This window comes from Serratia sp. D1N4 (assembly GCF_054552755.1).
This window is the reverse complement of the sequence record NZ_CM137274.1, coordinates 3,297,433-3,311,498: the sequence shown is the minus strand read 5'-3', so window position 1 is coordinate 3,311,498 and position 14,066 is coordinate 3,297,433. Positions and strand designations below refer to the sequence as shown.

The window sequence follows — 14,066 nt, the reverse complement described above, 5'->3', positions numbered from 1 at the left end:
ATGGAAACATGCGGGGTTTTCTGTTTTGTGAGCGTAAGTTCGCATCGCTAAACCATGAAGGATAGATGGTCAGGAGAGCATGGATACGATAAATAGGCAGTAAGGCCCTGGGGCCTTACTGCCTGATATTTAGCGGAAAGGCGGCTCGTTAAAGGTGCGCAATTTGCGAGAATGCAAATGCTCACCTTCGGCACGTAGTAGTTCGATCGCACAAATTCCGATTTGCAGATGCTCGGAAATTGCGCCTTCATAGAAACGGTTTGCCTGGCCCGGCAGTTTGATCTCGCCATGCAACGGCTTGTCAGAAACGCACAGCAAGGTGCCGTAAGGAACCCGGAAACGGTAACCCTGAGCGGCAATGGTGGCACTCTCCATATCTACTGCTACGGCGCGGCTCAGGTTAAAGCGCAATGCAGAGGCGGAATATCTCAGTTCCCAGTTGCGATCGTCTGTGGTGACCACCGTGCCGGTACGTAAGCGTTGCTTAACCGCTTCGCCTGGCATACCGCTGACCGTCTTGGTTGCGTCATAAAGCGCACGCTGTACTTCCGCGATGCTTGGGATAGGGATATCAGGTGGCAGTACCGAATCAAGGACGTGATCGTCACGAAGATAAGCATGGGCCAGAACATAGTCACCGATCGATTGGCTTTCGCGCAGACCACCACAGTGACCAATCATCAGCCAGGCGTGCGGACGCAATACGGCCAGATGATCGCAGATGGTTTTGGCATTAGAGGGGCCGACGCCGATATTCACCAGCGTGATCCCTTGCCCATCACGAGCAATCAGATGGTAAGCGGGCATTTGGTGGTTCTTCCAGGCGAGATCTGACACCGTCTGTTCTGGGTTGGGAGTTTGTGCGGTGACATAGTGGCCACCAGCGCAGGAAAGCGCTACGTAAGGGCTGTCTGGATTGGCAATCTGGCGGCATGCCCAGCGCACAAACTCATCCACATAGCGTGTATAATTGGTAAACAGCACAAAAGGCTGGAAATGTTCTACCGGCGTGCCGGTATAATGCCGCAGGCGTGCCAAAGAGAAATCGGTACGCAGCGCATCAAAATGTGAAAGCGGGAAATGAGTGGCAAAAGAAAACAGGCCATCCGCATTTTCATCGCCGATCTGGGCTAATTCAGTGGTGGGGAAATGCTTGGTTATCCCTGCACTCATTGAACGATCCAGAGTGAGATCGGAGCCATCAATCACATAAGGGAAGGGGATTTCCTGTTTAGAGGCAACCACTTCAATGACTGCGGCATATTCGCTTTCTAACAATGCCAATTGTTCCGAAAGATAATGGCGAAATAGCTGCGGTCGAGTGATGGTCGTTGTGTAGTTACCGGGCCGGGTAAATCGGCCGTAGGCGCGTGCTCTGGGGCTATTAGGTGGCTCGCCATCCCAACGAACACGCAATTCCGGGTAAGAAAACAGCCCTTCTGCGCGGGCTTGCTCGTCTGGTAGAGTGCCATGAATGATGAAATCCTTGATGGCTCCACGTAGCGCGCAAACCGATGCATCATACATCGCCTCAAGTTTATCGAGGGCTTGTGGGGCAGTCAGAGCTGTGTTTGAGTTGTTATTCATAGCTTTTCCTTGGTTCTTGCGATACTTCAGCATAGCGTAATGCAGGTGTTGAATGCATGCCACTACATCAGGTGAGATGATTCGGTGTTCAAAAGTTCGGCAAAGAAGCTTTTGGTAATGGTGAAAATAAAAATTAAGCAGGAAAGTTAAAACAGTGCTGCAATTATAACCAGGCGCAAATGAATATTTTGAGAATATTAATGAATACCGTAAACAATTAACGATCATAATTTATGATAGGTTCTTATAGTGAAATCCAAATCATTCATGGTGTGAATTGTGCTGGCAGAAATAATCCGCAATGTGAATATTTATCGGCTGTTTTTCGCTATCCGTACGCATAATTTCTTGATGTAGATCACTTTTAGGAAAAATAGATGAGAATGGGCTTTTAAATGATTCAATTGCGAAATGTGGAAACCTGATTAATCAGATTCTTATACAGTACGCATTTCTGGTTTTATGATTGGATTTTTCTTAAATAATAAGACATATTATTCGGCAAATAAAACTCACTAGTCTTATATCTGGTGGAAAATTGATATTGACATAATAATCTCCTTAAGATTATCTTATGTTTTGCAGTGGCTTAAATTCGTCACGCTTTTTTGTGCTATTTCGTAAATATACTTGATGTATTTATGTGTATTCATTCGTGAAATGAATGAGTATCCTGCGTTCATGTCGTTAATGCATAGCAACATCTGTTTGACGCTTTTGTCTGGCAAGGATTGCCGTTGTGCTCAACACCCCAACAGGCAGTCCTTACTTAAATCGTTCAGTGAATAAGGACTGTTATGGCCTCCTCCAGCTACCAAAATGAGATACCACGCGCGCGCGTAAACATTAAACTCGACCTCCATACCGGTGGCGCACAGAAAAAAGTTGAACTGCCTCTCAAACTCATGGTGATGGGTGATTACAGCAACGGGCAGGAACATCGTGCGTTGTCTGAGCGCGAAAAAATCTCCGTCAACAAAAATAACTTCGACAGCGTGCTGGCGGAATTCAATCCTTCAGTCAGGTTGATCGTAGAAAACACCTTGGCAGGGGATAAGAGCGAAGAAAATATCGCCCTGACGTTCAAAGAAATGAAAGATTTCGAGCCAGAGCAGGTAGCGCGCAACATTCCGCAACTGCGTGCTCTCCTGTCCATGCGCAATCTGCTGCGCGATCTCAAATCCAACCTCCTGGATAACGTGACCTTCCGTAAAGAGCTGGAAGCCATTCTTAAAGACGAATCGTTAAGCGCTGACTTGCGCGCTGAACTGGCCGCGCTTGCCCCGAAAGAAGCGTAAACCCTGAGCTGGATTAACACGAGAGTATGCTGATGTCTGTAAATACTGAAAACACCAAGGAAAGCCAGACCACCGTGCTGGAACGTCCACAGGAAGGCAGTGTTTATGCTTCCTTGTTTGAAAAAATCAACCTGACGCCAGTCTCCGCACTGGGCGATCTGGATGCCTATCAGGACAATACTGCATTGTCCGAAACCACTGCTGACGAGCGTGTCACCGCAGCGGTTCAGGTATTCCTGGAGCGCCTGAAGCAGTCTGGTCAGAAAGTGGAGCGTCTGGATAAGACCTTGCTGGATCACCACATTGCCGAACTGGATCAGATGATCAGCCGTCAACTGGACGTGGTGATGCATCACCCGGAATTCCAGAAAGTGGAATCCGCTTGGCGTGGCCTGAAGCAACTGGTCGATGGCACTGATTTCCGCCAGAACGTGAAAATTGAAGTGCTGGATATTTCTAAGGAAGATCTGCGCCAGGATTTCGAAGATTCACCAGAAATCATTCAGAGCGGAATGTACCGCCATGCATATATTCAGGAATATGACACCCCGGGCGGCGAGCCGATCGGTGCGGTGATTTCCAACTATGAGTTCGACGCAGGCCCGCAAGACATTGCCCTGCTGCGTAACATCTCCAAAGTGTCTGCTTCTGCACATATGCCGTTTATCGGTGCGGTTGGCCCGGCTTTCTTCGGCAAATCCAGCATGGAAGAAGTCGCCGCCATTAAAGATATCGGTAACTACTTTGATCGTGCCGAGTACATCAAGTGGAAATCCTTCCGTGATACCGACGATGCTCGCTACATCGGCTTGACCATGCCACGCGTGCTGGGTCGTCTGCCGTATGGCCCGGATACTGTGCCGGTACGTAGCTTCAACTATGTTGAAGAAGTGAAAGGCCCAGATCATGAAAAATATCTGTGGACCAACGCTTCGTTTGCATTTGCGGCCAACATGGTAAAAAGCTTTATCAAGAACGGCTGGTGTGTACAGATTCGTGGGCCACAGGCTGGCGGCGCAGTAACCGATCTGCCAATCCACCTGTACGATCTGGGTACGGGCAATCAGGTGAAAATCCCATCGGAAGTAATGATCCCGGAAACTCGCGAGTTTGAATTCGCCAACCTGGGCTTTATTCCGTTGTCTTACTACAAAAACCGTGACTACGCCTGCTTCTTCTCGGCGAACTCCACGCAGAAGCCGGCGCTGTATGACACCGCTGATGCCACTGCCAACAGCCGTATCAACTCACGTCTGCCATACATCTTCCTGCTGTCGCGCATTGCCCATTATCTGAAGCTGATTCAGCGTGAAAACATCGGTACGACAAAAGATCGTCGCCTGCTGGAGTTGGAACTGAACAACTGGGTGCGTGGACTGGTGACCGAAATGACCGATCCAGGCGACGATCTGCAGGCGTCTCATCCGCTGCGCGATGCCAAAGTTGAAGTGGAAGACATTGAAGACAACCCAGGCTTCTTCCGCGTGAAGCTGTATGCAGTACCGCACTTCCAGGTCGAAGGGATGGACGTCAATCTGTCGCTGGTTTCCCAAATGCCAAAAGCGAAAGCCTAAGTCGGTATACGGGAGCAGCAGGTTATGAAAATCTTACGTCCGTTGTGGACGGAGGGGGCGTTTTTGTCCCCTCAACAATTTCAGCAGCAGGCGCGTTGGGAAAGTTATGTTAATGACTGTCTTGCGCATCTGTCGCTGAATCATCCTTGGGGGGTGTTGTGTGCCGAGTTTGATCAAGATGCGTTGCGTCTTAATCGATTGAAGGCACAGCACCTCCGTTTGCGTCTGCCGGACGGGAGTTTGATTGACACTGACGTGACGGATAACCTGCCATCTGCAATTGATTTAACACAAATACTGACAGGGCCTCAACGTAGCGTTGAGGTTCTGTTAGCGCTGCCGTTGCTGCATGCCAACGGCGGCAACTGCCTGATGATGGAAGAAAAGGCAGAGCGGCCGATACGTTATCGTCAGGAATGGGTAGCCGCTCAGGACCTGTTTGGTCATGAAGCGGAATCCATTGCAGTAGAACGCTTGGCATTAACCTTGCGTTTTGATTCTGAAGAGAATGGTGATTACCTGACCTGTCCGCTAGCCAGACTGATGCAGGATGGGCAGGGTAATTGGGCAGTCGATACACAATTTGTACCGCCGCTGCTGAGTTTTAACGCGCACAAAGGTCTGTTGGATCGGCTGGACAGTCTGTTGGTCCAGTTACGGGCGAAGCGTACCCGCCTGATGGGCATGCGCCGCGAAAGCAACCAACGTATGGCAGATTTTGCCGTGGCGGATGTGTCACTGTTTTGGTTGCTCAATGCGTTGAATACCCAAGAGCCAGTCCTGAACGACTTCCTGGCGCACCCCGCTCTGCACCCAGAGATTATTTATCGTGAATTGGTGAAGCTGGCCGGTGCCTTGCTGACATTCTCACTTGAGCATGATATGGACGCGATCCCGGCTTATCGGCACGAAAATTTAACCGGCGTTTTCCCTCCGTTGTTTGACCTTATCAGTACCTTATTGGAAGCCAGTCTGCCATCGCGGGTGATTGCGATTGAGTTGGAAAAAGTGCGCGAAAATCAATGGAAAGCCTCGCTCAACGATCCACGTTTGCGAGACGAAGCGGACTTCTACCTGTCTGTACGATCCAGCTTGCCAGCACACCTGTTGCAACGTCAGTTCCCGCTGTTGTGTAAGGTCGGGACGCCAGACGACGTCAATAATATCGTCAATATCGCACTCAACGGTGTGCCGCTGATTCCACTGAGTCATGTACCTGCTGCCATTCCTTTGCGATTGGAAAATCAGTATTTCGCCTTTGATCTGACGCATCCAGCGGCAAAAAGCATGTTGGAAGCCGGTGTCTGTGCGTTCTACGTGCCGGGTACATTGCCAGATGTGCAACTTGAACTCTTTGCGGTACTGCGCTCATGAAACCAATCAAAGATCTTTCTATCGATAACCTGCTCTATGACACCTGGTTGATCGTGGTGGAGTTGCGGCGAGGAGTGCCCGCCCAGCAGGGGGTAGCGCTTTACCAACGTTGTCTGCAGCAGGTTATAGAGACACAAAACCGCTTAACTGAGGCGGGTTACAGCGCCGAAAGTATTGAACATATTACCTATGCGCAATGTGCGCTGCTGGATGAAACCGTTCTCGGGCGTGGCAAGCAGGATGAAGGTTATGCCACCTGGATCCAGACACCGTTACAAACGCATTTTTTCAACACGCTGCAGGCCGGTGAACTCTTGTATGAGCGCATGCGCCAGGTGTTGCGTGAGCCCGCGCCGGATCCGTCCGTGCTGACCTGTTTCTATCGGGTATTACGATTAGGGTTCGAAGGTGTTTATCACGGTCAGTCGCAGCAGCAACCGCGTGAGCAATTGATGACGACTCTTGGTGAGCAAGTGGCTGCCTACGATATTGCCCTGCAACCACCTCTGCTGGTGGATGTCCGGCCACGGCGTCAATACCGTTTATTCCAGTCGGCTGTTTTCTGGTTTTTTCTCGCCTTGTTAGTGCTGGCAGGTGGTTGGTGGATGTTGCATATGCATTTGCAGGAATTTCTCACGACCTTGTTACCAGGGGGCGCTGAGTGAGCGTGATAATGAAGCGGTTGTTGTGGCTCTGGATCGGTGTGCTGGCTTTGGTCCTGTGCCTGGGCTATTTCCCTCTGACCCCAGTCGGCCAATTCACCGGTGCCGTGGTGATTGTTGTTATTACCCTTGGTGCGTTGATCTGGGGTGGGCGTTCACGTGTTTCCGCGCGGGTTGAGTCCGATATAAACGCGGCCTGGCTAACTCATCTTCCGGCTGAACGCTATCGTCAACCTGTCGTATTGGTCTGTGGCGATGGGCTGGAACAGATGTTTGATGGTGCAGCGGTGCGTGAAACACCGGAAGGTTGCTATTTGGCAATGTCTGACCTGCCGATGTTATCCGAAGCGGCAGCTGCATTGCTCAACCTGCGTCCTGAGTGGGCAACACAACTCAGCGCGCTGTTGCTGGTTAATCCATCACAGCATAATGACTTGGCGGTATTGGCGAATCGAGTTCAGACCTTTCGCCATCAGTTATCCCGTATGCGCCGTGTAACAGGGACGGACGTCCCCGCGCTGCTATGCAGCTATCTGCCGGTGGGTGTGGCATCTGATGTTGCAACCGACCATGTTGAATGGTTCGAGTTCAAAGCTGGCCAGCCTTCAGCGACGGTTTGGCATAACGGACATTCAGCACAACCTTTAGCGCAGTGGGTGGCGCAAGGGGAAAGCGTTGAGCAAACTCAGAAGCTCTACCGGGCAATAGAGGTTGAGAGTTGGGCCCAGTGGATAGCGCAGCAGATCCTGCCGCAGTGCTTAACCCGTGAACAGTCTATGCCGATTTGTTCACCTTTGGCGCTGGCGCTGACGTTTTCTCCGGCGGTGCCTGAATTGCCAGCTTCCAATCTATGGCAACAGTGGCTGACGGAAAAAACTACGCTTAACCGCGAAGAAAGCCGCTGCGAGGGTGATGATAACCTCTCATTACCTTTCCCCGATCCGTTGTTGCGTCTGTTGCCACAACAATCAGGTTTTACCCCGCGACGCCGCGCAGTGGTTTACGCCGCAGGGGCATTCACGCTTGCCGGGGTGGTCGCGCTGAATGCTTCCGCATGGCAAAACCGCACGCTGTCACGCCAGATTACGGATGATTTGCAACGCTATCGCGCTATCCCCATGTCGGATACGCAAGCTAAAGCGGGGGCTGTGAAAATATTGTGGGCTGATGCTGCGCAACTTAATGATTATTACCGTGAAGGGGCTCCCCTTAATCTCGGCTTGGGTTTATATCCTGGAGAGCGTTTGCGACAGCCGGTATTGGCCGCTATCAGGGGTTACATACCGCCGGTTGAAGAAAAGAAAGTCGATGCGCCAGTGGCACCCACGCAGGTAGCGCCACAAACCGTGTTGCTGGATAGCCTGTCGCTGTTCGATACGGGCAAATATCAGCTTAAAACCGGCTCCACCAAAGTGCTGGTGGAAGCGTTAATCAATATTAAAGCCAAGCCCGGCTGGCTGATCGTGGTGGCCGGTCACACGGATATCACCGGGGATGAGAAGGCGAATCAAATGCTGTCTCTCAAGCGTGCCGAATCGGTACGCGACTGGATGTTGCAGACCAGTGATGTTTCACCAACCTGTTTTGCCGTGCAGGGGTATGGTGCAACCCGACCTATCGCTTCTAACGATACCGATGAAGGGCGGGCAGCAAACCGAAGAGTAGAAATTAGTCTGGTGCCTCAGGCGAATGCCTGCCAGGGGCCGGGCAGTGTAACGCCGGCGGAACACGCGGGCGGTTTTGATAATCAAGGAGAGTAAACATGGCAATTCCAGTCTATCTGTGGCTGAAGGACGATGGCGGCGCGGACATTAAAGGTTCTGTGGACGTGCAAAGTCGCGAAGGGAGCATCGAAGTGGTGGCACAGGATCATAGCCTGTACATCCCGACTGACAATAACACTGGCAAACTGACCGGAACTCGTATCCATACACCTTTCGTATTTACTAAGGAAATCGATGCATCCAGCCCGTATCTGTACAAAGCGGTGACCACCGGCCAAACCTTGAAAACGGCTGAGTTCAAATGGTACCGCATTGATGATGCTGGCCAGGAAGTTGAGTATTTCAACACCAAGCTGGATAACGTCAAAGTAGTCAAAGTAGCTCCGAAAATGCACGACATCAAAGATCCAGGCAAAGAGAAACACAATCACCTGGAACTGGTGGAACTGCGCTACGAAAAAATCACCTGGACTTACAAAGATGGCAACATCATTCATTCCGATGCTTGGAATGAACGCGCTACCGCGTAAATGTTGGAGCAGACGGTTTTACCGTCTGCTTTTTTGTTGTTTTTTCCTAGGGTCTGTTGCAGGCATTAGGCAAAGACAACGTACTTTTATCAGATAACCTTACGGGCCTCGGTTAACGGCTGCGAGCGGTAGCGCGTTCGAGCATGACGGGAAAACAGGGATAGGAACTATGGAAAATCAGTCAGCTATTTTATTACGCCGGTTAAATTCTCATTGCGCGCAGGCCTTGGAAGCTGCGGCGACCTTGTGCCAGACCCGTGCCCACGCGGAAATTACCATTGAACACTGGTTGCTCAAATTGTTGGAGTTGGGAGAGGGGGATATTACCGTACTGGCGCGCCGCTATGAGTGGGATATGGACGGAGTGTGGCAATCGCTGTTAGCGAATCTTGATACTTTGCCACGCTCGGTCCGTAGCCGCCCACATCTTTCGGTCGCCTTGTTGAACCTGATCAAGCAGTCTTGGCTGGCGGCATCTTTGGATGAAGATGCCCAGCAAATTCGCAGCGTTCACCTGCTGGGTGCGCTGATGGCAAAGCCTTCGCAGCTGTCTACCGATGGCCTGTGGCCGCTATTGAGCCTGAGCCCAGGTCAATTAAAGCGTCTGCGTCCTTTACTGGATGCACAATCCGATGAGCGCCCGGAATTACAGCAACAGGCTGAACTGGGGCGCTATCCTTCTGCTTTGCCTCAGCAAGAGTCAGAGTCTGTGGCGGATCCTTTGGTTTCCTCACCACTGCCCAATGAAGCATTGCTGGCGGTGTTGGACAAGTTCACACAGGATATCACCGCCAAAGCCAAGGCCAACGAAATTGACCCGGTATTCGGGCGTGATAACGAAATCCGCCAGATGGTGGATATCCTTTCCCGTCGGCGTAAAAACAACCCGATTCTGGTGGGTGAACCTGGTGTGGGTAAAACGGCACTGGTTGAAGGACTGGCTTTGCGCATTGCCGAAGGTAACGTGCCGGACAGCCTGAAAACGGTCAGCGTTCGCACGTTGGACCTGGGGCTGTTGCAGGCAGGAGCCGGTGTGAAAGGGGAGTTTGAGCAACGCCTGAAAAACGTGATTGCCGCAGTGCAGCAATCGCCGAACCCCATCCTGCTGTTTATTGATGAAGCGCACACCATTATTGGTGCAGGTAATCAGGCGGGGGGCGCCGATGCGGCCAACCTGCTTAAACCGGCGCTGGCGCGTGGCGAGCTGCGCACGATTGCCGCCACCACCTGGTCGGAATACAAGCAGTATTTTGAGCGTGATGCAGCATTGGAACGCCGCTTCCAGATGGTGAAAGTGGACGAACCGGATGATGAGAAAGCCTGTTTGATGCTGCGTGGCCTGAAAGATCGCTATGCCAAGCACCATGGTGTACATATCACCGATGAAGCGGTAAAAGCCGCGGTGACCTTGTCGCGCCGTTATCTTACGGGGCGTCAACTACCGGATAAAGCGGTTGATTTGCTGGATACCGCCAGCGCACGGGTGCGCATGAGCCTGGATACCAAGCCGCAGCCGTTGATGCAGGTCAACTCTGAACTGATGGCGCTGGACATGGAACAGCAGGCCATTGAACAGGATCTGGTGCTGAGCTCCGATGCCGATCCGGCCCGTTTGGCCGATATCACCGACTGGCGCGATGTGCTGCAAAAGCAGCAGGTCGAGTTGGAAAAGCAGTATCAGCAAGAAAAAGCGTTAACCCAGCAGCTACTGGAGCTGCGCAAGGATCTCAGCCGTTCGGTGGAGCGTGCGCAACTGCAACAGCAGTTGAATGAGCTGCAAAATAACATTCGTTTACTGTCACTGGACGTGGACGCCCGTACCGTGGCGACGGTGATTGCCGATTGGACCGGGGTCCCGTTGGGCAGCTTGCTGAAAGATGAGCAAACTAACCTGCTGCAACTGGAGCAGAATCTGGGGCAACGTGTAGTTGGCCAAGATGCCGCGTTGTTGGCATTGGCTCAACGCCTCCGAGCGTCTAAAACCGGTCTTACGCCAGAGAATGGCCCGTTAGGCGTATTCCTGCTGGTCGGCCCGAGCGGCGTGGGTAAAACCGAGACGGCCCTGGCGTTGGCAGATAGCCTGTTTGGCGGCGAAAAAGCACTCATCACGATCAACATGTCGGAATACCAGGAAGCGCATACCGTTTCCCAGCTGAAAGGTTCACCACCGGGTTATGTCGGTTACGGCCAGGGTGGCGTGCTTACCGAAGCGGTACGCAAGCGCCCATACAGCGTGGTGTTGCTGGATGAAGTAGAGAAGGCCCACCGTGATGTGCTGAACATGTTCTACCAGGTGTTCGATCGTGGCTTTATGCGTGATGGCGAAGGCCGTGAGATCGATTTCCGCAACACGGTAATCCTGATGACCGCCAATATGGGCAGCGATCACATTATGCAACTGCTGGATGAGCAACCAGAAGCGCCGGATGCCACCTTGCATGAACTGTTGCGTCCGATCCTGCGTGAACACTTCCAACCCGCGCTGCTGGCCCGTTTCCAAACGGTGATTTACCGCCCTCTGGCCGCGTCGGCATTGCGCAATATCGTGGAAATGAAACTCGAACAGGTCGCGCAGCGTCTGCAACGTCACTATGGGTTGAACTGCACTATTGAAGAGAGTCTGTACGATACGCTGGTGGCTGCCTGCCTGTTGCCAGACAGCGGTGCGCGGAACATTGACAGCCTGCTGAATCAGCAGATCCTGCCGGTATTGAGCCAGCAGTTGTTACAACAGTTGGCACAGCATCAGAAACCGCAACACCTGCTGTTGGGGTACAACGATGAAGAGGGTATTACGCTGGCGTTTGACGATCCGAACAGTGTGCAGAGCGCGTGATGCTCAATATGGCTAACTCTTTTCTGCGTTACTGGCGCTATTGAAACGACGAGGTTTTACTTTGCCGAGCAAGATGTTTGATGTCAGTGGTAAAACACCGGCAACCCCGACAATTGATGACCTCACAGCGGAGGTGGAATGATGCTGACACAACTTGTCGCCGCGTGTTTTAAAGATCGTGACGTGCTGGATGAAGCCAAACAGGCCGCCGCATTGTGGCAACGTTGGCTGGAGCCTATCGCAGCAGATGCGCCGGTTGGCGACGATCCGGGTTATGACGACGATTTTCAGCGCATGCGCGAAGAGGTGAATAAGCTCTCAGGCGCAGACACCGATCTGATTTGCCAATTGGCGGAGAAGCTGCTGACCACCAGTTGCAAAGATGTGCGGGTGGTCACTTATTACCTGTGGGCGCGTTTGCACCGTGATGGCGAAGCCGGGCTGGCAGACGGGTTAACGCTGTTGGCCGGGTTGGTTGATCAATATGGCGAAGCCTTGTTACCCTCGCGCGCCAACAGCCGGAAAGTGGCGTTGGAATGGCTGGCTGGCGGCAAGGTGCAAGATAGCCTGATGCGTTACCCGGAAATCGAAAAAGCCGATTTCGAACGCGCCGTAGCCGCGCTGGCATTGCTTGATCATGCCTTCAGCCGTTGGCCGGAACAGGATCGGCCTTCATTTGCTGGGCTCTACAGCGCGCTGGATAACCGGTTGGCCCAGTCGGGCGGCATGGATGCGCTGGTGCCACAAAATAGCGGAGCACAAGAAAGCACGCCTACGCAGGTTCGGCAGCAGGATTTACCCAGCCTGCGTCAGGTGCAATCCGGACGCGATCTGCTGGATCAGGCGAAAGAGTTGGCACGTTATCTGCGCGAACAGCCGCAAGGGTGGCTTTCCGGTTCAAGATTGATGAAAAGCGTCCGTTGGGACACTGTGCATCAGCTCCCTCCGCAAGACAGCGCTGGCCTGACTCGATTGGTGGCGCCGCGTACCGAATACCGCGCCCAGTTAAAGCGCCTTTACCTGCAACAAAGTTGGGGCGAATTGCTGGAGCGTACGGAAAGCATGTTTGCCGAAGGGGTGAATCATTTCTGGCTTGATCTGCAATGGTATACCTATCAAGGGCTGAGCAAGTATGGCCATCCTTATGATTTGTGGGCAGATATAATCAAAAACGATCTGGCAATGCTGCTGGAACGTTTACCGGGCTTGGAAAAGCTGGCCTATGCCGATGGTACACCCTTCGCCGATGAAGTTACTGTGGCGTGGATCGAGCAGCATGTGCAAGGGAGCTCTTCTACCTGGCTGCCAGAGAATGCCGCAACGGTAGCGGGCGAAGATAGCGACATCCTGGCATTGGAACCGGAAGCACTTGCCCAGGCAGACAGTGATGGTATCGAGGCGGCTTTGGGCTGGTTGGCTGGCCGCCCAGGGATCCACACGCATCGTCAACGCTGGTTGCTGCGGCTGTTGATGGCGCGCGTTGCCGAGCAATACGGCAAGAATGAGATGGCGCTGCATTTGCTGAGTGAACTGGATGGCCCGGTGGAGCTCTTTACGCTGAGCCAGTGGGAACCTGCACTGATGTTTGAAGTGAAGGCCCGGCGGCTGAAGCTGTTGCGCATGAAAGCACAACGCGGTGACGCAGATAAAGCCGAACTGGCTCGCCAGATGGAACTGCTGCTGAGTGGGCTGGTGGCCATCGATCCGGCACGTGCTGCCGTATTGTGTGGTTAGTGAAACGCGGCAAAAGAGCATATAGAGGTGCTGGTGCTTGCAGGGGCATGATTTACCCCGAATATACTCGTCATACTTCAAGTTGCATGTGCGTTGGCAGCGCTCGTTCACCCCAGTCACATAGTGATCTATGCTGCTGGGGCCTCGCGAGCTTGCCGCCTTCCTGCAACCCGAATTATTTAGAGTACACCGTCAGTAGAGAGATTTCTGATGTTAAATATCGCTATTAAACCCGCGCAATTAGTGTCAGGCGTAATTTTGGTATTGATGTTGACGGGTTGTGGCCTGACGCAAAAGGTTGCTGAAGGCACCAAGTCTGTTGCCAGTTCAATATTTTATAAACAGATCAAAACATTGCATCTTGATTTTGCTACTCGTGCCGCGCTTAACACGGCTGAGGATGACAGTACATCATTACCGACGGTGGTGCGCATTTATCAGCTACGTGATCGTAAAGCTTTTGAAAAAGCTGACTATCAAAGCCTGCTGCTGAGGGGCGATGATGTACTCAAAGCCGATCTGTTGGCCAGCCGTGAAGTGGTGGTTAAACCCGGTGGCTCTGCCAGCCTGGATATGCCCCTGGAAAAAGAAGCGAATTTTGTCGCCGTCGTAGGGTTATTCCGCGCCCCGGATCTGACTAAAAATAATTGGCGCTATGTGATACCGCGCGAAGAGCTTGATCCAGATAGACCCCGCACGTTAGAGCTGAGTAAAGGCCTGACGTTGATACCCCTGAAGGATTAACCC

At 52.4% G+C, this 14,066-nt stretch carries 10 protein-coding genes; 9 read left to right on the top strand and 1 reads right to left on the bottom strand.

All coding sequences use genetic code 11. The features are described from left to right. Positions 1–129: 129 nt before the first annotated feature. Positions 130–1,587 (bottom strand): AMP nucleosidase, encoded by a 1,458-nt coding sequence (locus tag ACX1CU_RS14850; protein ID WP_459399051.1) that lies wholly within the window; start codon positions 1,585–1,587, stop codon positions 130–132. A 797-nt stretch (positions 1,588–2,384) separates the two neighbouring features. Here ACX1CU_RS14850 and tssB point away from each other — a divergent pair. From tssB to tssJ, 9 genes are all read left to right on the top strand, one after another. After that, positions 2,385–2,885: a type VI secretion system contractile sheath small subunit gene (gene tssB, locus ACX1CU_RS14845; RefSeq protein ID WP_459399050.1), complete on the top strand. Its 501-nt coding sequence runs from the start codon at positions 2,385–2,387 to the stop codon at positions 2,883–2,885. Between the two features lie 26 nt (positions 2,886–2,911). Beyond that, the gene (gene tssC, locus ACX1CU_RS14840; protein ID WP_459399049.1) at positions 2,912–4,459 is read left to right on the top strand and encodes a type VI secretion system contractile sheath large subunit; all 1,548 of its coding nucleotides are present in this window, start codon (positions 2,912–2,914) and stop codon (positions 4,457–4,459) included. Positions 4,460–4,483: 24 nt separating this feature from the next. Next, entirely contained in the window at positions 4,484–5,833 is a 1,350-nt protein-coding gene (tssK, locus tag ACX1CU_RS14835) for a type VI secretion system baseplate subunit TssK (protein WP_459399048.1), read from the top strand. After that, entirely contained in the window at positions 5,830–6,498 is a 669-nt protein-coding gene (gene tssL, locus ACX1CU_RS14830) for a type VI secretion system protein TssL, short form (protein ID WP_459399047.1), read from the top strand. Before tssK ends, tssL begins: the two co-directional genes overlap by 4 nt. A gap of 8 nt (positions 6,499–6,506) precedes the next feature. Continuing rightward, complete coding sequence (locus tag ACX1CU_RS14825; RefSeq protein WP_459399046.1) at positions 6,507–8,255, top strand: OmpA family protein; 1,749 nt, start codon at positions 6,507–6,509, stop codon at positions 8,253–8,255. 2 nt (positions 8,256–8,257) lie between these two features. Continuing rightward, on the top strand, positions 8,258–8,749 hold the full coding sequence (locus tag ACX1CU_RS14820; RefSeq protein ID WP_037396711.1) for an Hcp family type VI secretion system effector: 492 nt from the start codon (positions 8,258–8,260) through the stop codon (positions 8,747–8,749). Positions 8,750–8,918: 169 nt separating this feature from the next. After that, positions 8,919–11,585: a type VI secretion system ATPase TssH gene (tssH, locus tag ACX1CU_RS14815; RefSeq protein ID WP_459399045.1), complete on the top strand. Its 2,667-nt coding sequence runs from the start codon at positions 8,919–8,921 to the stop codon at positions 11,583–11,585. A gap of 141 nt (positions 11,586–11,726) precedes the next feature. Next, the gene (gene tssA / locus ACX1CU_RS14810; protein WP_459402822.1) at positions 11,727–13,319 is read left to right on the top strand and encodes a type VI secretion system protein TssA; all 1,593 of its coding nucleotides are present in this window, start codon (positions 11,727–11,729) and stop codon (positions 13,317–13,319) included. A 210-nt stretch (positions 13,320–13,529) separates the two neighbouring features. Next, positions 13,530–14,063, top strand: a complete 534-nt coding sequence (tssJ, locus tag ACX1CU_RS14805) for a type VI secretion system lipoprotein TssJ (protein ID WP_459399044.1) — start codon at positions 13,530–13,532, stop codon at positions 14,061–14,063. The last annotated feature ends 3 nt before the right edge of the window (positions 14,064–14,066 follow it).

Coding starts and splice junctions, on each gene's coding strand:
- ACX1CU_RS14850 (WP_459399051.1), bottom strand. CDS start 1,587: ATGAATAACAACTCAAACACAGCTCTGACTGCCCCACAAGCCCTCGAT.
- tssB (WP_459399050.1), top strand. CDS start 2,385: ATGGCCTCCTCCAGCTACCAAAATGAGATACCACGCGCGCGCGTAAAC.
- tssC (WP_459399049.1), top strand. CDS start 2,912: ATGCTGATGTCTGTAAATACTGAAAACACCAAGGAAAGCCAGACCACC.
- tssK (WP_459399048.1), top strand. CDS start 4,484: ATGAAAATCTTACGTCCGTTGTGGACGGAGGGGGCGTTTTTGTCCCCT.
- tssL (WP_459399047.1), top strand. CDS start 5,830: ATGAAACCAATCAAAGATCTTTCTATCGATAACCTGCTCTATGACACC.
- ACX1CU_RS14825 (WP_459399046.1), top strand. CDS start 6,507: ATGAAGCGGTTGTTGTGGCTCTGGATCGGTGTGCTGGCTTTGGTCCTG.
- ACX1CU_RS14820 (WP_037396711.1), top strand. CDS start 8,258: ATGGCAATTCCAGTCTATCTGTGGCTGAAGGACGATGGCGGCGCGGAC.
- tssH (WP_459399045.1), top strand. CDS start 8,919: ATGGAAAATCAGTCAGCTATTTTATTACGCCGGTTAAATTCTCATTGC.
- tssA (WP_459402822.1), top strand. CDS start 11,727: ATGCTGACACAACTTGTCGCCGCGTGTTTTAAAGATCGTGACGTGCTG.
- tssJ (WP_459399044.1), top strand. CDS start 13,530: ATGTTAAATATCGCTATTAAACCCGCGCAATTAGTGTCAGGCGTAATT.